The sequence below is a fragment of the Pseudomonas sp. LBUM1656 genome (assembly GCF_059716065.1).
On sequence record NZ_CP166800.1, the window covers coordinates 133,475 to 154,573 of the forward strand.

At 61.0% G+C, this 21,099-nt stretch carries 7 protein-coding genes; 2 read left to right on the plus strand and 5 right to left on the minus strand.

Annotated features, from left to right (window positions below):
- Nucleotides 1-4: 4 nt before the first annotated feature.
- From ACA072_RS00650 to ACA072_RS00660, 3 genes are all read right to left on the minus strand, one after another.
- Entirely contained in the window at nt 5-934 is a 930-nt protein-coding gene (locus tag ACA072_RS00650; protein WP_497622440.1) for a diiron oxygenase, read from the minus strand.
- Entirely contained in the window at nt 931-1,731 is an 801-nt protein-coding gene (locus tag ACA072_RS00655) for a DUF3050 domain-containing protein (RefSeq protein ID WP_497622442.1), read from the minus strand. The genes ACA072_RS00650 and ACA072_RS00655 overlap by 4 nt, the downstream gene beginning before the upstream one ends.
- Nucleotides 1,732-2,443: 712 nt before the next feature.
- Nucleotides 2,444-3,154, minus strand: coding sequence for a GntR family transcriptional regulator (locus ACA072_RS00660; protein WP_497622444.1), 711 nt, complete (start codon nt 3,152-3,154; stop codon nt 2,444-2,446).
- 220 nt (nt 3,155-3,374) lie between these two features.
- Here ACA072_RS00660 and lapG point away from each other — a divergent pair, with 220 nt between their 5' ends.
- Both lapG and lapD read left to right on the plus strand, forming a co-directional pair.
- A complete protein-coding gene (lapG, locus tag ACA072_RS00665) occupies nt 3,375-4,067 on the plus strand; it encodes a cysteine protease LapG (RefSeq protein ID WP_403108201.1) in 693 nt (230 codons plus the stop codon).
- A gap of 14 nt (nt 4,068-4,081) precedes the next feature.
- Nucleotides 4,082-6,028 (plus strand): cyclic di-GMP receptor LapD, encoded by a 1,947-nt coding sequence (gene lapD / locus ACA072_RS00670; protein ID WP_497622446.1) that lies wholly within the window; start codon nt 4,082-4,084, stop codon nt 6,026-6,028.
- A 152-nt stretch (nt 6,029-6,180) separates the two neighbouring features.
- On the opposite strand, the gene ACA072_RS00675 is transcribed toward lapD, so the two are convergent.
- Both ACA072_RS00675 and ACA072_RS00680 read right to left on the minus strand, forming a co-directional pair.
- Entirely contained in the window at nt 6,181-6,519 is a 339-nt protein-coding gene (locus tag ACA072_RS00675) for a hypothetical protein (protein ID WP_054050336.1), read from the minus strand.
- 147 nt (nt 6,520-6,666) lie between these two features.
- A complete protein-coding gene (locus ACA072_RS00680; protein ID WP_497622448.1) occupies nt 6,667-20,808 on the minus strand; it encodes a retention module-containing protein in 14,142 nt (4,713 codons plus the stop codon).
- Between the last annotated feature and the right edge of the window lie 291 nt (nt 20,809-21,099).

Here is a 21,099-nt window from a genome sequence, read left to right on the forward strand (position 1 = left end):
CTCGTTAAACCAGGTAGTCGCTGAGGGCGTCTTGCACGCACGGCGAATCGAGCAAAGAACTGCTGCGGAAAAACCGCACGATGTTGGCGACCAGCGGGTGATGACGATTGATCGGGAAGGCCATGCCCGATATTTCGTTCTTGAGTGCCTGGCGTGCCGCGTCGCCGATTTGCAGGGACTCGATCAAGCGGAAGTCGAAGGACTTCTGGATGTCGTTGGTCAGGTAATGGCCGATGAACACCGGCAAAATCTGCGCAATCTGCTGGCGGTCGTCTTCGCTCGCGGTGTGCCAGTAGATGCGCACCATCCGCGACCAGAACCCGGAGTGGCGGCCTTCGTCGAGCAAGTGGTCGGCCATCAGGCCCTTGATCGACTGCTTGACCGTGTCGTCCTTGGCGAACGCCGCCACATCGCCGGTCACGGTGTTCTCGGCGATGGCCACGCAGATCAGTTCCACGGCGCTGCGCAGATGTTCCGGTGCGAGGGCGACGGCTGCCGGAATCGCCCGGCTCAGCTCGATTTCATCCGGCAACTGGATTGGCGTGATGCCGGTCATGGCGACGGTCTGCTGCATGAAGTCCATCGCCACCAGCGCGTGGTAATCCTCGTCGACCACCACGGTCATGGCGTCATAGCGACAGGCAAACGGAAACGCCACGGCGAAGCGATTCTTGGCGATGCTGCGGGCGGTCTTGTCGACGATCTCGGTTTCGAAAATCACCACGTCGTTGATGAATTTATAGAGCGTCTGCACCAGCGCGAAGTCCCGTTGTTCCGGGCATTCACGCAGGAAGGTTTCACTCAGCACCAGTGGCTGGCGGCTCAACGGGTAGATCAGCTTGTCATCGTTCTCCAGCACCCGCCGGGGCCGCGTGCGGATGGTGGCGCGGCTCTCCCAGGCGTCGGCGAAGGATTGATAGTCGGCGGCGTTCATGCGTTCACCTCTGCAACCGGTTCGCTCATGCTCATGCTCATGCTCATGCTCATGCTCAGGCGCAGGCCGTCCCACAGGGCGATGCGGCTTTCCACGGCGGCAATGGCGCTGGCGTAGACGTCTTCTTCGCGTTGCGGATCGCCATTGACCAGACGTGCGAGGAGTTTTTCGGCCGCCGGGCCGTGGTCCTCGGAGTCGACCTCGATGTGGCGCTCCAGGTAGTAGCGAAAGGTCGGCGCTTGCTCGATGCCGATGCCCCAGTCGTCGAGAATCCGCTGGAACATCTGCGGGATAACGCTCTCACGACCATGCAGAAACGCAGCGGCTACGCTGTGTCCCGGCGCATGCAGTGCGGTGTGCAAGGTGTGCCGCACGAACTGCGCAGCCGCCGGATCGACATCAACGCTTTGCAACGCCACGTCGTAACTCACCCCCTCTTGCTGCAACGCCACGAAACGTTCCACGGCGACCGTGCTGGCCCCGACTTCGCGCATTGCATCCAGGTACAACTCAAAATGACTGTAATGACCCTGGGCCGGACGATCATCGGACTCTTCACCCAGCACGATTTCATTGATAAGACGCGCAGCCTGCGGATCTCGCGGTGGTAGCCAGGGCAGTTGAACGCAGGTCAGTTCCTGTTGCAGACGCTTGGTCAGCGACATGAAGTCCCACACCGCAAAGACATGGGTTTCCATGAACCGTTGAAGTACCGAGAGTGAATGTATTTCAGAGAAGATCGGGTGCGCACTAAGTTCTGCTTTCTTCTGGATGAGGCGGTCTTTATTCGTTTTCATGAGCGAGCCTATAAGTGATCTGAAATGCGTTAAGAGTGTTGTGATCAATAAGTTACGGTCGTTTAACGTTTTTTATTGGCGAGCGGATGCCTCAATTAAATTGATGTCGTCAAGTGCAATTAAGTCGTTTTGTTGCCGTGTCTACTGGCGGCGGAGAAAAACTAATACACGAATAAAGTGTCGGGCAAGTTATTTTTATATTATTTACAAGTTTAACTTTCTTGCGCGCGACAAGTTCCAATAAAACTATAAGTGTCAGCTTTATTTGGGCGTAGTTGCTCCTTTCGACGAAGTTTCGTCAAAATTCAAATAAAGAGTGAATGCCTCACTCAAAGCAACTTTCAAAGTTGTTCCGTTGAATGCTTCAAGGGGTGGAAGTTGGCTGGGATTGACGCCGGTGCTTCCTTTCCCGTGACAAGACTCCTTCCGTAGGTTCTTGGTGCGAGGACTGCGCCGCCATTGCGGCGCGTCACCCGTTCATTATTCGTTGGCAGCCCAAGAGTGAGCGTAAATCACGGCCGCCGCTATCGCCCGGACGTCATCTTTACTGGCGTATTGATGGAGTTTGAGGAGGTCAATCGATGGCGAGGCTTTGGGGAAGGCCGGTGAGGTCGCTGAATGCTTCGGTGAGAACCGAGGGGATGTGTAAGGAGATTATTCACGGCAAACCCGGCGCGCAGTTCGAACTGCGCGCCCAGGCTTGGCGCCGGGTTTACCGGGAGGTTTTCCTGCTTTGCGCTTCAGGGCTGTTGAGGTAGCGCGTGATGACCTCGACGCCGCGATTGAGGTGGTGTTCGAGCATTTTTACCGCGCTTTCGATGTCGCGGTCTTCGACGGCCAGCAACAGCGCCCGGTGATCGTCCTGGGACAGCTTGCCCAGGCCCATGGCTTCCAGGTTGAAGCGCAGGAAGCGCTCCTCTTCGTTCAAACCGTCCTCAATCAGCCGCAAGAGCCGACGGTTAGGCGCCTTGATGTAAAGCGACATGTGGAACAGGCGATTGAGCCGTCCGATCTCGGCGTAGTCCTGTTCTGTCTCCAGGCTATCGATATAGCGGGCTGCATCTTCCAAATCCTTTGCATCAAGCAAGGGAATCGACAGGCGCAGTGCTTCGGATTCCAACAGAATCCGCAACGCATAGGTTTCGACGGCATCGCCTTGAACCAGCGGTGCAACCACCGCGCCTTTATGGGCAATGACGTTGAGCAATGACTGGGCTTCAAGTTGGCGCAACGCTTCGCGCACCGGCATGCGACTGACACCGAACAGGTCGGCCAGATCCTGCTGGCGCAACGCGGTGCCGCAGGGAATGCGTCCATCGAGAATGGCCGATCGCAGGGTTTCTTCGATCACCGAGCGTGCCAAGTGAGCGGGAATCGGCCCGCTGACCTTGATACTGCTGAGAGGGTTGGGCTTCTGTGTCACGACTACGCACCCTGTTTGGCTGAAATATTTGGATCCAAATGGACACTAGTGACTGCCATGCAGCTTGTCAAACGGACAAAAGACCGCAGCCCGCGACTTTCCATGTCATCCACCATTCAAAGTCTAGCGCGTCGCCGGTGATTGCACCGTGCCATTGTCTTTTAACGGGCTAACCTGCACCATCAACCGAATTCCACCTGCCTGATCTGGATGCCTCGCATTGGCGGTACGTTTCGCGATCCCTCGGACTTTGCGCTGGCTGTGCTGCGCGTTGCTGCTGGCCGGCGTCATGCTGGGCGGGCTGCATGCCGATTGGGATTTTTCGCTGATCAGCCGCAAGGCGCAGGCCTTGTACGGGCCATTGGGCGACGGGAAGCCGCGGATCGATGCCTGGCAGCAGTTGCTGGCCACGCAAAAACAGGTCAGCGAGCTGGAGCAGCTCAATGTGGTCAATCAGTTCTTCAACAAACAGGTGCGTTACGTTGAGGACATCGACCTGTGGCATGAGGTCGATTATTGGGAAACACCCATCGAAGCCCTGTGGAAGGGTGCCGGCGATTGCGAAGATTACGCGATCGCCAAGTACTTCAGCCTGCGCCATCTCGGCGTTTCCAGTGACAAGCTGCGCATCACTTACGTCAAGGCTCTGCGGCTGAACCGGGCGCACATGGTGCTGACGTACTACTCGAGCCCCGAAGCCATGCCGCTGGTGCTCGACAGCCTGATCGATGCAATAAAACCGGCCAGCCAACGAACCGATCTGCTGCCGGTCTACTCTTTCAATGCCGAAGGGTTGTGGTTGCCGGGCGCCAAGGGCAACAAGAAGGTCGGTGATACCAAGCGCCTGTCTCGCTGGCAGGACGTATTGAAGAAAATGCAGGCCGAAGGTTTCCCGGTCGAGACGACTAACTAGGAGCACGCGCTCAGATGTCTTTGTTCAAACAGCTGTTGATCGCTATCTGTCTGTTCCTGGTGGTCGCCTTCACTGGCAGCTTCATGGTCAGCCTGGAAAGCTCGCGCACCCAGTACGTCAACCAGTTGCGCTCCCACGCCCAGGACGCTGCGACAGCTTTGGCGCTGTCCCTGACGCCGAACATCGACGACCCGGCGATGGTCGAGTTGTTGGTCAGTTCGATCTTCGACAGCGGTTATTACGCGAGCATCCGCGTGGTCGACCTCAAGACTGACCAGACCATTGTCGAGCGCAGCGGCATTCCGGCGGTGAACAACGTGCCGGACTGGTTCGTCAAAATGATTGGCCTGGAGCCGGCCGGCGGTGATGCGCTGGTCAGCCGTGGCTGGGAACAGGCGGCGCGGGTCGAAGTGGTCAGCCATCCGATGTTCGCCTTGGCCAAACTGTGGCAGAGCGCGCTGGGCAGCCTCGGCTGGTTACTGATCTGCGGCGCGGTGAGCGCGGTGTTGGGCGCGCTGTTGCTGCGTCGACAACTGAAGCCGCTGGACTACATGGTCAAGCAATCCCACGCCATCGCTCGCCGCGAATTCCTCAGCCTGCCGGAACTGCCGCGCACGCCCGAATTGCGCCGTGTGGTGCAGGCCATGAATCAGATGGTCGAGAAGCTCAAGGCGTTGTTTCAGGAGCAGGCCGAGCGCAGTGAAAAACTGCGGGTCGAGTCCTATCAGGACAACCTCACGGGCCTAGCCAACCGTCGCTATTTCGAGATGCAATTGAATGCCCGGGTGAGCAATCCGGAACAGGCGAGCTCTGGTTATCTGCTTTTGTTGCGGGTCAAGGATTTGGCCGGTTTGAACCAGCGGCTGGGCGGTCAGCGCACCGATCAGTTGTTGCAAGCGGTGGGCGAGCAGCTTTCCCGCGAATGCGCCAAGTACCCGGAGACCCAGAACCTCGTCACGCGCATCCGTGGCGGTGAGTTCGCCGTGTTGGCGCCGGGGCTGGTGCGCGAAGAAGCGCTGCAACTGGCGCAGAACCTCGACAGTGCCTTGGCGAGCCTGCATGCGACCGGCGCCACTGACGTGGCCTCGGTGGCGTCGATCGGGCTGGCACCGTTTGTCCATGGCGACTCACCGCAAGCGGTGCTCGGACTGGGCGATCAGGCACTGGCTCAGGCCGAAGGGCAGGGTGAACAGAGCTGGGCGTGCCTCGATCACAGCGCCTCGGCGAGCGTCGGGGATGACCATCACGCCTGGAACAACTTGCTGGACCAGGCGCTGAGTCAGCAACGTTTTCAGTTGTATTTCCAACCCGTGGTGGCCAGCCAGGACACGCAACTGGTGCTTCATTACAAGGTGCTGTCACGGTTGATCGACGACGAGGGCCAGACCATTCCCGCCGGGCGCTTCCTGCCGTGGCTCGAGCGCTTTGGCTGGACCGCACGCCTGGATCGGCTGATGTTGGAGCTGGTGCTGGAGCAAATGGCCGAGCATGAAGAGTCGCTGGCGCTGAACCTGTCTTCGGCGACATTGGCCGATCCGCAGGCGCTGAATAAAGTCTTCGAGATTTTGCGTGTTCACTCCGATCTGGGACCGCGGCTGACCCTGGAAATCGGCGAGGAGCAACTGCCCGAGCAAGCGATGCTGGAAGAACTGACGCGGCGTTTGCGTGAGCTTGGGTTCTCGCTGAGCCTGCAACGGTTTGGCGGGCGCTTCAGCATGATCGGCAACCTGGCGCGGCTGGGGCTGGCGTATCTGAAGATCGACGGCAGTTACATCCGCGCGATTGACCAGGAAAGCGACAAGCGCCTGTTTATCGAGGCGATCCAGCGGGCGGCGCACAGCATCGATCTGCCGTTGATTGCCGAGCGGGTGGAGACTGAAGGGGAGTTGGTGGTGATTCGGGAGATGGGGTTGTATGGGGTTCAGGGGCAGTTGTTTGGTGAGCCGAAGCCTTGGCGCTAACCCACTGATCGTTCCCACGCTCTGCGTGGGAATACAGCCCGTGACGCTCTGCGTCACATCGTTGCCAGGCGCAATGCAGGCGGCGAGGCCGGAACGCGGAGCGTCCCTAGAGGCATTCCCACGCAGAGCGTGGGAACGATCGGCGTGTGGAGTTAAATCAACCCCGTCTCATCATCATCAATCAAATGACTCAACCCACCCAACGCCTCACGGGCCTGGGTCCGGTCCATCAGTTTGGCCTGGGCTGCGGCCGGCAGGTCGGTGACGCGGATCACGCCTTTGCTGGTCAGCACCTGAATCAAGTCGTCGAGTACCCGGATCATTTCCAGGTCGCTCTGCTTGAGTTGTTTGAGGCTGGTTTCCATCACTTCGTTGGCATACCAGGCCTGAATCTCGTGATTGTCAGCCGGCAGCGTTTCCGTGGCCTCGGCGTATGCCGCGGCTTCCACGCGCACTAACTGACCTTGCGCATCGCGTTGCACGTAGAACATTGAGCATCCCTCAGAAATGAACCAGCGTCATGCTGTCAGCAGCATAGGCCAACTGGGCACGAGTATGCGGTGCGGCGACGAAATCGTCACCGGGGGATGGGCACAAACACAACGGCCGCCCCATAAGGGCGGCCGTTTTTTGTTGGATCAGCTGTTGTTGTGGTCGACTTTGATGGTCGGGTCACTGCCGGCGATCAACGTGTGAATGTTGGCGCTGGACCAGTTGTTGCCTTCCAGTTTGATCGTCACGTCCGGCGTTGCGGCGGCCGCATCGCCCGAGTTGAACTTGCCGCCGGAACTGACTTGCAACGACGACACGCCGTCCACAGTGCTGATCTTCAGGAAGTTGTCGATGGTGCTGCCGGTTTCGCCTTGCAGCAGATCGCGCAGGTCAATGCGGTCACCTTCGCTGGCCTTGAAGTCCTTGATCACGTCGGTGCCGGTGTCGCCAGATTTCCAGACAAACGTATCCGCACCCGAGCCGCCAATCAGGATGTCGTTGCCCTGACCGCCCATCAGCGAGTCGTTACCCGAGCCACCGAGCAGGATGTCATTGCCCTTGCCGCCATCGAGCAGGTCATTGCCGCCCTGGCCGAAGAGAATGTCATTGCCCGCACCGCCCAACAGCGTGTCGTTACCGTCATGGGCGCCGGACACGTCGAATGCGCTGTAGTGCTCGGTGATGAACTGGTGCACGTTGCTGGTGGTGACTTTGCTGACATCCACGCCGGTTTCTTTGGCGACGAACGCCTGCATCGCCTGGTAACCCTCGCCGGCGATGCCGTTGAAGCTCACCAGGTCGCCGAACAGGAGGTCGTTACCATTGCCGCCGCTGACCGTGTCGGCACCCGGCATTGTCGCTTCGGTATGGCCGATGATCGAGTTGGCCAGGTCTTTCGGATCGATGTTGGTTTGTGGCGTCTTGTCCGAGTCGTACGGCTTGAGGTCGCTGAGAGTGACGTCTTTGTTCAGGCCGATGGCTTCGACCGTCGACACCTTGCCCAGCAGCGCGAAGCTGTCGGTGGAGTTGTCGATGGCGCTGGAGCCGGTGCTGCTGCCGTTGCCGTCGCGATAGGACAGCTCGTACGTGCCGTTACCCTCGGCGCGAATAGTGCCCAGTTCGGAACTGCTCCAGTAACCGCCCCACGAGTTCTTGTACGTCTGCAACGTGACGGTGCCGGAGTTATCGATGGTCAGGTAGTGAGTGCTGTCCAGGTAACCGGAGTAGGTCTGCCCCAACTTGTAATTGGTGGTGGTGATGACGTCATCGAGCTTCACGTTGCCGAACAGGGTCGGGTTGGTCTGCTCACCGCTCTGGTAGTAGGTCGGCTTGCCGTCGGTGATGAAATACGTGAGGTTCTTCGCCCCGGTGTTGGCGATGGCGTCGGCACTCTGGAACCAGTTCGCCGTGGTTTTGAACACGTCCTCGTAGTTGGTGCCGCCGCCGGATGCCATGGAATCAAGCACGGCTTTGAGCAGGATCAGCGCATTCGGATCGTTCAGGTTCACCGAGACAGACTTGTTGACCTGGTTATCGAAGTCCGCAAGGAAGATGTTCACGGTGCCGGAGTTGCCACCCATGCTCTGCTTGAGGGTGTTGAACACCGCGGTCAGCGAGTCCTTGGCGGCGTTGATCGACGACGCGCTCATGCTGCCCGAACTGTCGACCATGAACGCAATGTTGTAGTTGGTGCCTGGCACCACGGTCAGCCCGCCAATGTCGGCGACCATGATGTCGTTGCCGTCGGTGCCTGTGATGGTGTCATCGGCCGCCGTGGCGGTAACGGCGTTGTAGACCGCCGGGTAAACGGTGACCGGAATCGTCGCGGTGCTCGCCGCCGAGCCGCCCAGGACCTCGGTGGAGGTCGAGGTCACGGTCAGGTTGAACTGGCCGTTGTAGTACGGCGGCGGGGTGACGGTCAGGGTGCCGAGGCTCCAGCCGGTGACGTTGGCTTCGCCCGACGAGGTGCTGGCGGTGAAGGTGTGGCCGGCGCCGTCGGTGAGCACGGAGCCCGCCGGGATGCCGCTGATCTTCACGACCAGGCTTTCGGAACCGTCGGTGTCCGTGAGCGCAGTCTTGATCGCAGACAGGTGAACGCTGGTGCCTTCGGCCGCTTCGTTGAGCTTGTAGCCGTCGTAGTAGCCTTCGCCGTTGGTGCCGTGCAAATCGGAGACGGTCACGCCGGAGGCAGCCAGGTCTGCAATGCCGGTGTACAGCGGCACGCCAGCGCTGCTCAGGTCGACCGCTGCAGCGCCGTTGACCGACAGGTTGACGTCATAGCTGCCCGGGCCGCTTTGGTTGTGGTGGTAGATATCCAGGGTGTAGTAGCCGCTGGCGGTCGGGGTGAACGAACCGCTCAGACTGCCGCCCGCGCCCCAGAGCGCGCTGGCCACGGTTTTGCCGCCGATGGTCACGAGCAGGCTGTCATCGCCGGTGCCGCTGAAGCTGTAAGTCTTGCCGGCTTCGAGGTAGATCAGGCCGGACGTTTTCGACGCGGTGCCGGCGGTCACGCTGCCGTCGGACTGCACGTTGGTCACGGTGGTGCTGCTGTTCGGTTTACCGGCTGCGTCGATCACTGACTTCAGCGTGTTCGACGCCGCGCCGCTGCCGTCGGTGCCGAGGCCCGACAGGCCGGTCCAGACTTCCTTGATCAGCCCGGTGGATTTGACGCCGTTGTCCGCAACGCTCAGGGATGGCGCGTCGGCAACCGGTGTGATGTCAATTTTGATCGTGCCGGTGTTGCCCAGCAGCGAACCGTCGGTTGGCTGGAACTTGATCTGCGCGTAGTCCGCCAGATTGTTGCCCACACCGCTGCCGCCGTAGCCATTGGCGCCGGATTCGTTGGCATCCGGCAGGAAGCGCACTTTACCCGCGTCGATGTCGGCCTTGGACAGGGTCTGGTTGGTGGTCACGTCAGTCCAGGTCGAGCCGTTCAGGTACTGCAATTTGCCTTCGCCCGGCAGGCCGGTGATTTTCACCCCGAGGCTGGCGGCCGGGCTATCGACATCGCTGACGCCGAAGGTCGACCAGCCGAGGATCAGCGGGGTGTCTTCGGTGCCGGTGACGTTAACCGGCGCGGCGGTCGGTGCATCGTTCACCGCCACAACGTTGACGGTGGTGGTCGCGGTGTTGGAGTAGTTGCTGCCATCGGTCACGGTCACGGTGATGATCCGCGGCACGCTGCTCGGATTTTCACTGCTGCTGGTGAAGCTGATGTTCTTGATCTGCTGCATGTAGTCGGCGAGCGTCGCGTTGCCCGACAGGGTCAGCGTGACCGTGCCATTCGTGCTGTTGGCATTAATGGTGATGCCGTTGACGCTGGTGCCCAGGTTCAGCGCATCGCCGTCCTGACGGTTGGTCAGCACGATGGTCGCGCCGGTCAGCATGGTGCTGTCCGGGTCGGTGATTTTCAGGTCGGTGTCGCCGATCGATACGCCTTGGCCCGTGGTGCCTTCGGTGAAGGTCACGTTGTAGTTGGCACCCGTGGCGCCGCTGGAGTTATTGGCATCCAGGTCGAGCACGGGCGGTGCATCGTTGTCGACGATCGAGGTGCTGATGCTGCCGTTGGTCGCGCTGATCGCCAGGTTCTCGAAGTTGCCGCCGGTGGCCGAGTCGATCTTGACCACGAAGTTTTCGGTGCCTTCGGTGATCCTGTTGTCCAGGGTAGCGACGTTGAAATTCGCCGTGCTGGCGCCCGCCGGGATTTTCACGGTGTACACACCGGTGAAGTCCGAACCATCGGCGGCGGTGCCGCTGTAGGAGATCTTCAGGGTGACTTCGGTCTGCGCCGGGCTCGTCAGGCTGACGGTGTAGCTGGCGGTCTGGCCTTCGGTCACCGAGGTGCTGCCGGTGATGCTGACTTCGGTCCTGTCTTGAGTGTCGGTGACGTTGGTGACGGCAGCCGCCGGGCTTTTCACCAGGTTCTCGAAATTGCCACCGGTGGCGTTGCTGATGGTCGCCTGGACCGTGCCCGCGTCTTTGTAAACGTCGTCTTTCGGCGCGTCAAAGCTCACGGTGCCGGTGGTTTTTCCGGCGTCGATGGTGATGGTCGCGCCATTGCTCAGGTTCACGGTCACCGGACTGCCGGCAGCGTTGGTCAGGGTGGCGGTGTAGATGATCTGGCCACCTTCGGCCACCGAGTTGCTCGCACTCAGCGACAGAGTGGTCGTGTCGGTGGTGTCGGTCACGGTGGTGCTGACCGGGGTCTTATCGGCCACCAGATTTTCGTAGTTGCCGCCGTTGACGTCGGTGATCGAGTTGGTCAGAGGGGTGTGGCCGCTCAGTGCGTCGTTTGGCGCGAGGGTGGTCACGAAGCCAGTGGTTTTGCCGATATCGATGGTGATCGTCTGGCCGTTGGCCAACGATACGGTGACGGGCGAGCCGGTGACCGGCGCACCGACAGTGGCGGTGTAGGTGACGGTGCCACCTTCAGCCGCCGTGCCGGTAGCGCTGAGTTTGACCGTCGAGGTGTCGATAGTGTCGGTTACGTTGGTCACGGCTGGAACCGTGCTCGGCACCAGGTTTTCGAAGTTGCCACCGGTCGCGTTGGTGATCGTGGTGCTGACCTTGCCGGCGTCGATGTAGACGTCGTCTTTTGGCGCATCAACGGTCACGGTGCCGGTGGTTTTGCCTGCTTCGATGGTGATGGTCGCGCCGTTGCTCAGGGTCACGGTCACAGGAGTGCCGGCCGCATGGGTCAGGTTGGCGGTGTAGACGATCGAGCCGCCTTCAGCGACCGAGTTGGTAGCGCTCAGGCTGACGGTGGTGGTGTCTGCGGTATCCGTAACCGAGGTGTTTGCCGACTTGCCATCGACGTCCAGCTTCTCGTAATTGCCGCCCTGGGCGTCGTCGATCTTGACGCTCAGGGAACTGCCGCCCGCCAAGGCATCGTTCGGTGCGACAAAGTTCACGCTGGCAGAGCTGGCGCCGACCGGGATGGTGATGGTCTGGCCGTTGGACAAGCTCACGACGACCGGCGAACCGGTCACTGGAGCCGTGACGGACGCGGTGTACACCACGGTGCCGCCTTCGACCACGCTGCTATTGGCCGTCAAGCTGACGGTCGAGGTGTCGACGGTGTCGGTCACATCGGTAACCGCAGCCGCCGGGTCTTTGACCAGGTTTTCAAAGTTGCCGCCAGTCGCGTCCTTGATGGTCGCTTCGACTTTGCCGGCGTCTTTGTACACGTCATCGGCAGGCGACTTGACCGTCACGGAACCGCTGGTGGCGCCAGCCGCGATGGTGATCACCGCGCCGTTCGACAGGTTTACGGTGACTGGTGTGCCAGCCGCGTGGGTCAGGTTTGCGGTGTAGACAATCGAGCCGCCTTCAGCGACTGAATCGGTTGCTGTCAGGCTAAGAGTGGTGGTGTCCGCCGAGTCGGTCACTGAGGTGTCCGCCGACTTGCCATCGACATCCAGCTTCTCGTAGTTGCCGCCCTGGGCGTCGTCGATCTTGACGCTCAGCGAACCACCGCCAGCGAGGGCATCGTTCGGCGCAACGTAGTTCACACTGGCGCTGCTCGAACCGACCGGAATGGTGATGGTCTGTCCGTTGGACAAGCTCACGACGACTGGCGAACCGGTCACTGGCGCGGTGACGGACGCGGTGTAAACCACAGTGCCGCCTTCTGCGACAGCGGACGTGGCAGTCAGGCTTACCGTCGAGGTGTCGACGGTATCGGTGACATCAGTTACCGCTGCCGACGGGTCTTTGACCAGGTTTTCGAAGTTGCCGCCAGTAGCATCCTTGATGGTCGCTTCAACTTTGCCGGCGTCTTTGTAGACGTCATCGGCAGGCGCCTTGACGGTCACGGAGCCGCTGGTGGCGCCAGCCGCGATGGTGATCACCGCGCCGTTCGACAGGTTTACGGTGACTGGTGTGCCAGCCGCGTGGGTCAGGTTTGCGGTGTAGACAATCGAGCCGCCTTCAGCGACTGAATCGGTTGCTGTCAGGCTAAGAGTGGTGGTGTCCGCCGAGTCGGTCACTGAGGTGTCCGCCGACTTGCCATCGACATCCAGCTTCTCGTAGTTGCCGCCCTGGGCGTCGTCGATCTTGACGCTCAGGGAACCACCGCCAGCGAGGGCATCGTTCGGCGCAACGTAGTTCACACTGGCGCTGCTCGAACCGACCGGAATGGTGATGGTCTGGCCGTTGGACAAGTTCACGACGACTGGCGAACCGGTCACTGGCGCGGTGACGGACGCGGTGTAAACCACAGTGCCGCCTTCTGCGACAGCGGACGTGGCAGTCAGGCTTACCGTCGAGGTGTCGACGGTATCGGTGACATCAGTTACCGCTGCCGCCGGGTCTTTGACCAGGTTTTCGAAGTTGCCGCCAGTAGCATCCTTGATGGTCGCTTCAACTTTGCCGGCGTCTTTGTAGACGTCATCGGCAGGCGCCTTGACGGTCACGGAGCCGGCAGTCGCGCCGGCCGCGATGGTGATCACCGCGCCGTTCGACAGGTTCACGGTGACCGGCGTGCCGGCTGCGTTGGTCAGGGTCGCGGTGTAGACGATCGACCCACCTTCAGCCACCGAGTCAGTCGCGCTCAAGCTCAGCGTAGTGGTGTCCGCGCTGTCGGTCACTTTGGTCACGACGGCCGAGCGGTCGGTGTCGAGTTTTTCGAAATTGCCGCCAGCGCTGTCTGCGATCGCTGCCCTGACGGGCGAGGCGCCGGTGTAGACGTCATTCGGCACGGTATACGGCGCCGAACCGCTGGACTCGCCGGCCTTGATGTTAATCACCAGACCGTTGTTCAGGGTCACGGTCATGGCCGTGCCGGCCGGATGGCTCAGCGTGGCGGTGTAGGTGATCTGGCCACCTTCGCCAACGGTGCTCACATCGGCACTGAGTTTCAGCGTGGTGGTGTCGATGGTGTCGTTGACGGTCGTGGTGTGCGTGGTCTTGCTGACATCGAGTTTTTCGAAATTGCCGCCGTCGGTGCTGGTGATGCCGACGGTGATCTTGCTGCCGTCCTTGTAGACGTCATCGGCTGGCGCCGGAATGGTGATGAAGCCCGACTTGTCGCCGGCCTTGATCACGACGTTCTCGCCGTTGCTCAGTTTGACCGTCATGTCAGTGCCGGCGGCATTGCTGAGGTTGACGGTGTAAGTGATGGTGCCGCCCTCGACCACGTAGTCGCTGGCGGTCATGGTCACTTTGGTGGTGTCCGTTGTGTCGCTGATGGCGGTCGAGGTCGGGGTCTGGTCGGCGACCAGGTTCTCGTAGTTGCCGCCCGTGACTTCCTTAATGGCGTTGGTCAGCGGTTCGTGGCCGACCACCGCATCGTTCGGCGCTTTAACGGTGATCGAAGCATTGCTTTCACCGACCGCAATGGTGATTTTTTCACCATTCACCAACGTGACAACCACATCCTTGCCAGTGACCGGCGCGGTGACGGAAGCGGTGTACACCACGTTGCCGCCTTCGGCGGTGGCAGACGTTGCCGTCAGACTGACCGTCGATGTATTGATCGTGTCAGTCACTTCAGTGATGGCTGGCGTCGGGCTGGTCACCAGGTTTTCGAAGTTGCCGCCAGTGGCGTCCTTGATGGTCGCTTCAACTTTGCCGGCGTCTTTGTACACGTCATCGGCCGGAGCCTTGACGGTTACGGAGCCGACAGTCGCGCCAGCGGCGATGGTAATCACGGCGCCGTTCGACAGGTTCACGGTGACCGGCGTACCGGCAGCGTTGGTCAGCGTCGCGGTGTAGACGATGGAACCGCCTTCAGCGACCGAATCGGTTGCTGTCAGGCTAAGAGTGGTGGTGTCCGCCGAGTCGGTCACTGAGGTGTCCGCCGACTTGCCATCGACATCCAGCTTCTCGTAGTTGCCGCCCTGGGCGTCGTCGATCTTGACGCTCAGAGAACCACCGCCAGCGAGTGCATCGTTCGGCGCAACGTAGTTCACGCTGGCGCTGCTCGAACCGACCGGAATGGTGATGGTCTGGCCGTTGGACAAGCTCACGACCACCGGCGAGCCGGTCACTGGCGCGGTGACGGATGCGGTGTAAACCACGGTGCCGCCTTCAGCGACAGAGGAAGTCGCGGTCAGGCTGACCGTCGAGGTATCGACGGTGTCGGTCACGTCAGTCACTGCCGGAACAGTGCTCGGCACCAGGTTTTCGAAGTTGCCGCCACTTGCGTCTTTGATGGTCGCTTCGACCTTGCCGGCATCTTTGTAGACGTCATCGGCAGGCGCCTTGACCGTCACAGAGCCAACAGTCGCGCCGGCCGCGATGGTAATCACGGCGCCGTTCGACAGGTTCACGGTGACCGGCGTGCCGGCAGCGTTAGTCAGGGTCGCGGTGTAGACAATCGAACCGCCTTCAGCCACCGAATCCGAAGCGCTCAGGCTCAGGGTGGTGGTGTCTTTGACGTCGGTGACCGAAGTGACCGCCGGGGTTTGATTCGCCACCAGGTTTTCGTAGTTGCCGCCGGTGGTGCCGTCGATTTTCACGCTCAGCGAACTGCCGCCGGCCAGGGCATCGTTCGGTGCAACGAAGTTCACGCTACTCGAACTCGCGCCAACCGGGATGGTGATGAACTGGCCGTTGGACAACGCCACCACCACCGGAGAACCGGTCACTGGTGCATTGACCGACGCGGTGTAAACCACCGTGCCGCCTTCGACCGTGCTGGCCGTGGCAGTCAGGGATACGGTGCTGTTGTTGATGGTGTCAGTCACGTCGGTGACTGCTGGCGTCTTGTCGGCGACCAGGTTTTCGAAGTTGCCGCCGGTCGTCTTGGTGATGCTGGCGTCGACTTTGCCCGCGTCTTTGTAGACGTCATCCTTCGGAGCGGCGAAGTTCACCGAACCGGTGGTGGCGCCCTTGGCAATGTTGATCACCGCACCGTTGCTCAACGTCACGGTCATCGCGGTGCCGGCAGCATTGGTCAGCGTCGCGGTGTAGACGATCGAACCGCCCTCGGCGACCGAACCGGTGGCGCTCAGGCTCAGGCCGGTGGTGTCGGCGGAATCGGTAACGGTGGTGACCGCCGGAGAATGGTCGGTGACGACTTTTTCGAAGTTGCCGCCGCTCTGGCTGGCGATCGTCGCCTGAACTTTGCCGCCGTCGATGTACGGCGTGTTGGCCGGTGCGGCGAAATTGACCGAACCGCTGCTGGCGCCGGCGGCGATGTTGATCACTGCGCCGTTGCTCAACTTCACGGTCATCGCTGTGTCCGTCGGATTGCTCAAGGTGGCGGTGTAGGTGATCTGGCCACCTTCGCTCACGGTGTGGCTGGCCGACAGAGACAGGGACGTCGTGTCCACCGTGTCTTTGACGGTGGTGCTCACGGACGCCTTGCTGATGTCGAGTTTTTCGAAGTTGCCGCCGCTGGCGTCAGTCATCTTGACGGTGAGCTTGCCGGCATCCTTATAGACGTCGTCGCTCGGCGCCGCGATGGTTACCGAACCGCTGGTCTTGCCGGCCGCGATGGTGATGGTCTCACCGTTGCTCAGCTTGACGGTCACCGGAGTTTGCGCGGCGTTGCTCAGGGTCGCGGTGTAGGTGATGTGCGAACCTTCGAGCACGGACTTGTCGGCGCTGAGGGTCAGCTGTGTGGTGTTTGTGGTGTCGGCAACGTTGGTCACGGCCGGATTCGGGCTGGTGACCAGGTTTTCAAAGTTGCCGCCGGCGGTGTCTTTGATGGTGACTTCGACTTTGCCGGCGTCTTTGTAGACGTCGTCTTTCGGTGCGTCGACGGTCACGGTGCCGGTGGTTTTGCCGGCCGCAATGGTGATCACGGCACCGTTGCTCAGGGTCACAGTGACCGGCGTGCCGGCCGGGTTGGTCAGGGTCGCGGTGTAAACGATCGAGCCACCCTCGTTGACGTTGCCAGTGGCGGTCAGCGACAGAGTGGTGGTGTCGACGGTGTCGGTCACGCTGGTGCTGACCGGGGTTTTATTGGCAACCAGGTTTTCATAGTTGCCGCCACTGACGTTGGTGATCGAATTGGTCACCGGCGCGTGGCCGCTCAGTACATCGTTGGAGACCACGGCGTTGACGGTGCCGCTGCTAGCGCCGACCGCGATGGTGATGGACTGACCGTTAGCCAGCGTCACGATCACAGGCGAACCGGTGACCGGTGCGCCGACCGAGGCGGTGTAAACCACAGTGCCGCCTTCAGCCACAGTGCTTGTGGCCGTTAGCGTGACGGTCGAGGTGTCGAGGGTGTCGGTGACGCTGGTCACGGCGGCTGCCGGGTCTTTCACAAGGTTTTCGAAGTTGCCGCCAGTGGTGTCCTTGATGGTCGCTTCGACTTTACCGGCGTCTTTGTAGACGTCATCGGCTGGGGCTTTGACGGTGACGGAGCCGCTGGTGGCGCCGGCGGCGATGGTAATTACGGCGCCGTTGCTCAGGGTGACGGTGACCGGTGTGCCGGCGGCGTTGGTCAGGTTGGCGGTGTAGACGATCGAACCGCCTTCAGCAACCGAATCAGTTGCTGTCAGGCTCAGAGTGGTGGTGTCTGCGGAATCAGTCACCGAGGTGTCAGCCGACTTGCCGTCGACGTCCAGCTTCTCGTAATTGCCGCCCTTGGCGTCGTCGATTTTGACGCTCAGCGAGCCACCGCCAGCGAGGGCATCGTTCGGCGCGACGAAGTTCACGCTGGCGCTGCTCGAACCGACCGGAATGGTGATGGTTTGGCCGTTGGACAAACTCACGACGACCGGCGAGCTGGTCACTGGAGCCGTGACGGATGCGGTATACACCACGGCCCCGCCTTCGGCGACAGAAGACGTTGCGGTCAGGCTGACGGTCGAGGTGTCGACGGTGTCGGTCACGTCAGTCACGGCAGCTGCCGGGTCTTTCACAAGGTTTTCGAAGTTGCCGCCAGTCGCGTCCTTGATGGTCGCTTCGACTTTACCGGCGTCTTTGTAGACGTCATCGGCCGGTGCCTTGACGGTGACGGAACCGCTGGTGGCGCCGGCGGCGATGGTGATTACGGCGCCGTTGCTCAGGGTAACGGTGACCGGCGTGCCGGCGGCGTTGGTCAGGTTGGCGGTGTAGACAATGGAGCCGCCTTCAGCCACCGAATCGGTTGCTGTCAGGCTCAAAGTCGTAGCGTCAGCAGAATCAGTGACCGAGGTGTCGGCCGACTTGCCATCGACATCCAGCTTCTCGTAATTGCCACCCTGGGCGTCGTCGATCTTGACGCTCAGGGAACCGCCGCCAGCCAGGGCATCGTTCGGTGCGACGTAGTTCACGCTGGCACTGCTCGAACCGACCGGGATGGTGATGGTCTGGCCATTGGACAGGTTCACGACAACTGGCGAGCCCGTCACTGGTGCGGTCACGGATGCGGTGTAAACCACGGTGCCGCCTTCAACCACGGACGAAGACGCGGTAAGACTGACGGTCGATGTGTCCACGGTATCGGTCACGTCAGTCACGGCAGCAGCCGGACTGGTGATCAGATTTTCAAAGTTACCGCCGGCTGCATCTTTGACAGTGACTTCGACTTTACCGGCGTCTTTGTACACGTCATCGGCTGGCGCCTTGACGGTCACGGAACCACTGGTGGCGCCGGCGGCGATGGTGATCACTGCACCGTTGCTCAACGTGACGGTTACTGGCGTGCCGGCAGCGTTGGTCAGGTTGGCGGTGTAGACGATGGAACCGCCTTCAGCGACCGAATCGGTTGCTGTCAGGCTAAGAGTCGTAATGTCAGCCGTATCGGTAACCGAGGTATCCGCCGACTTGCCGTCAACATCCAGCTTCTCGTAGTTGCCGCCCTTGGCGTCGTCGATTTTGACGCTCAGCGAAGCGCCGCCAGCCAAGGCATCGTTCGGCGCAACGAAATTCACGCTGCCGGAGCTCGAACCGACCGGAATGGTGATGGTCTGGCCGTTGGACAAGCTCACAACCACCGGCGAACCGGTCACCGGAGCAGTGACGGACGCGGTGTAAACCACGGTGCCGCCTTCAGCCACGGAAGAAGTCGCGGTGAGGCTGACGGTCGAGGTATCGAGGGTGTCGGTAATGTCAGTCACTGCCGGAACAGTGCTCGGCACCAGGTTCTCGAAGTTGCCGCCAGTGGCGTCCTTGATGGTTGCTTCGACCTTGCCGGCATCTTTGTAGACGTCATCGGCAGGCGCCGCAACGCTGACGGAACCGCTAGTCGCGCCAGCCGCGATGGTGATCACTTCGCCGTTCGAAAGGGTGACGGTGACAGGTGTGCCAGCCGGATTGGTCAGGGTCGCGGTGTACAGAATCTGACCGCCCTCGGCCACTTCGGTGGACGCCGACAGGCTCAGGCCGGTGTCATCTTTCGAGTCGGTAATGGTGGTCAGCGCCGGCTCGGTGCTCGGGGTCAGTTGCTCAAAATTGCCGCCGGTGGTCCCGGTGATGGTGGTGCTGACGGTGCTGCCGTTGTTGTAGACGTCATTCGCCGCGGTATCGACGATCACGCTGCCAGTGGTCTTGCCCGTTTCGATGGTAATGACCGAGCCATTGCTCAAGGTCACGGTCATCGGCGTGCCGGCCGGGTTGGTCAACGTGGCGGTGTAGGTGATCTGGCCGCCTTCGACGACGGTGCCGGTGGCGGTGAGGCTCAGGCCGGTGTTGTCGACCGAGTCGGTAATGGTGGTGACCGCGGGCGTGGTGCTCGGGGTCAGCTGCTCGAAATTGCCGCCAATGGTCCCGGTGATGGTGGTGCTGACGGTGCTGCCGTTGTTGTAGACGTCATTCGCCGCGGTATCGACGATCACGCTGCCAGTGGTCTTGCCCGCTTCGATGGTAATGACCGAGCCATTGCTCAAGGTCACGGTCATCGGTGTGCCGGCCGGGTTGGTCAGTGTCGCGGTGTAAGTGATTTGGCCGCCTTCGACGACAGTGCCGGTGGCGCTGAGGCTCAGGCCGGTGTTGTCGACCGAGTCGGTAACGGTGGTGACCGCGGGCGTGGTGCTCGGCACCAGGTTCTCGAAGTTGCCGCCGGTGGCGCCAGTGATCGTGGTGCTGACAGTGCTGCCGTTCTGATAAACGTCATTGGCAGCGGTGTCGACGTTCACGGAACCGGTGGTTTTGCCGGCTTCGATGGTGATGGTCGAGCCGTTGGACAGGGTGACCGTGACCGGCGTCTGAGCCGGGTTGTTCAGGGTGGCGGTGTACGTGATCTGGCCGCCTTCGGTAACCGTCGAACCCGCCGTCAGTGTGAGGGTGGTGGTGTCCGGCGAGTCGGTAATGGTGGTCACGGCCGGAGCCGGGTTTGGCACCAGGTTCTCGAAATTGCCGCCGGTGGCGCCGGTAATGGTGGTGGTGACCGTGCTGCCGTTGTTGTAGACGTCGTTGGCGGGTGTCGACACGTCAACCGTGCCGGTGGTTTTGCCAGCCTCGATGGTGATGGTCGAACCGTTGGACAGGGTGATGGTGACCGGTGTCTGCGCCGGGTTGTTCAGGTTGGCGGTGTAGGTAATCTGGCCGCCTTCGGTGACGCTGGCGCCGGCGGTCAAGGTGACCGTGGTCGTGTCGACGGTGTCGGTGACCTGGGTCACGGCCGGGGTCGTCGGCGGGGTGACGGTGATGCCGTTGCCACCCGTGGTGCCGGTGACGGTCACGTTGATCTGGGTCGAGTCGTTATAAACAGTGTCGTTTGGCGCGAGCGGGACGTTGACGGTGCCGGTCAACTGGCCAGCCTGGATCACGATCACCGAGCCATTGGACAGGGTGATGGTCAGGTCGGTCAGCGGTGCCTGGCTCAAAGTCGCGGTGTAAACCAGTACGCCGCCTGCTTCGGTAATGGTCGGCGTGGCGCTGAGGCTCAGGGTCGAATCGCGCTGCACATTGGCGCTGGTGTCGGCCGTCAGGCCACCGGTGGTGAGCTGTGCCGCCTGAGCCGCAGTGTTGAGGCCCGCAGTCGGAAAACCAATGGTCGGGTCGACCCGGCCAGCGGTGGCATCCAGCATCACGAAGCTGTGACCGCCACCTGCCGCACCGCCCGTGCCCGCAGCCGTCGGGCCAGCGGCGGTGGCTTCGAGTTCAGTGGTCGGGTCGGCACCCGCAGCGATGGCTTGCTGCAGTTCTTCAACCGATGGCGCGGCTTGTGCAGTGGCTTCTGACAGGGCTGCGCTGGAGTCTGGGTCTTCGGCACTCCATTGCGTTTCGCGGCCCAGGTCCAGGGTCCGGCCGTCAGCCAGTTCAAGCGTAACGGCGCCGGCGGCACCCGTGTCTACCTGATCGCCGACAAACAATCGGTCGCCTTCAACGAGTACGCGTCGAATACCCTCTGGGGACACCGCGAAAACCTGACCAACAATGCTTTTGACGATGGCAACAACACTGCTCATTGAAGACTCTCCGGGTGTCACGTTCAGTTGACTTCCATGAATCTGATGGCGTTTTTCGCCAACTCACTCTGGACGTACTTTCAAGATATTAGAGGCACAACTTTGACGCGGTTGATCGTCAACAAATTGGCTATATTTTTTCGCTATAAACTATATGCCAAACTATTGACCCTAGTGTTGTCATCCTAAACACTCGTCCCAGTAATGTCACATTGATATTTAGGTAACTCCCCGCCCCACAGAGTGTGACTCAGTTCCAAATTCCAACTTTCCGACACACGGTCATTCCGA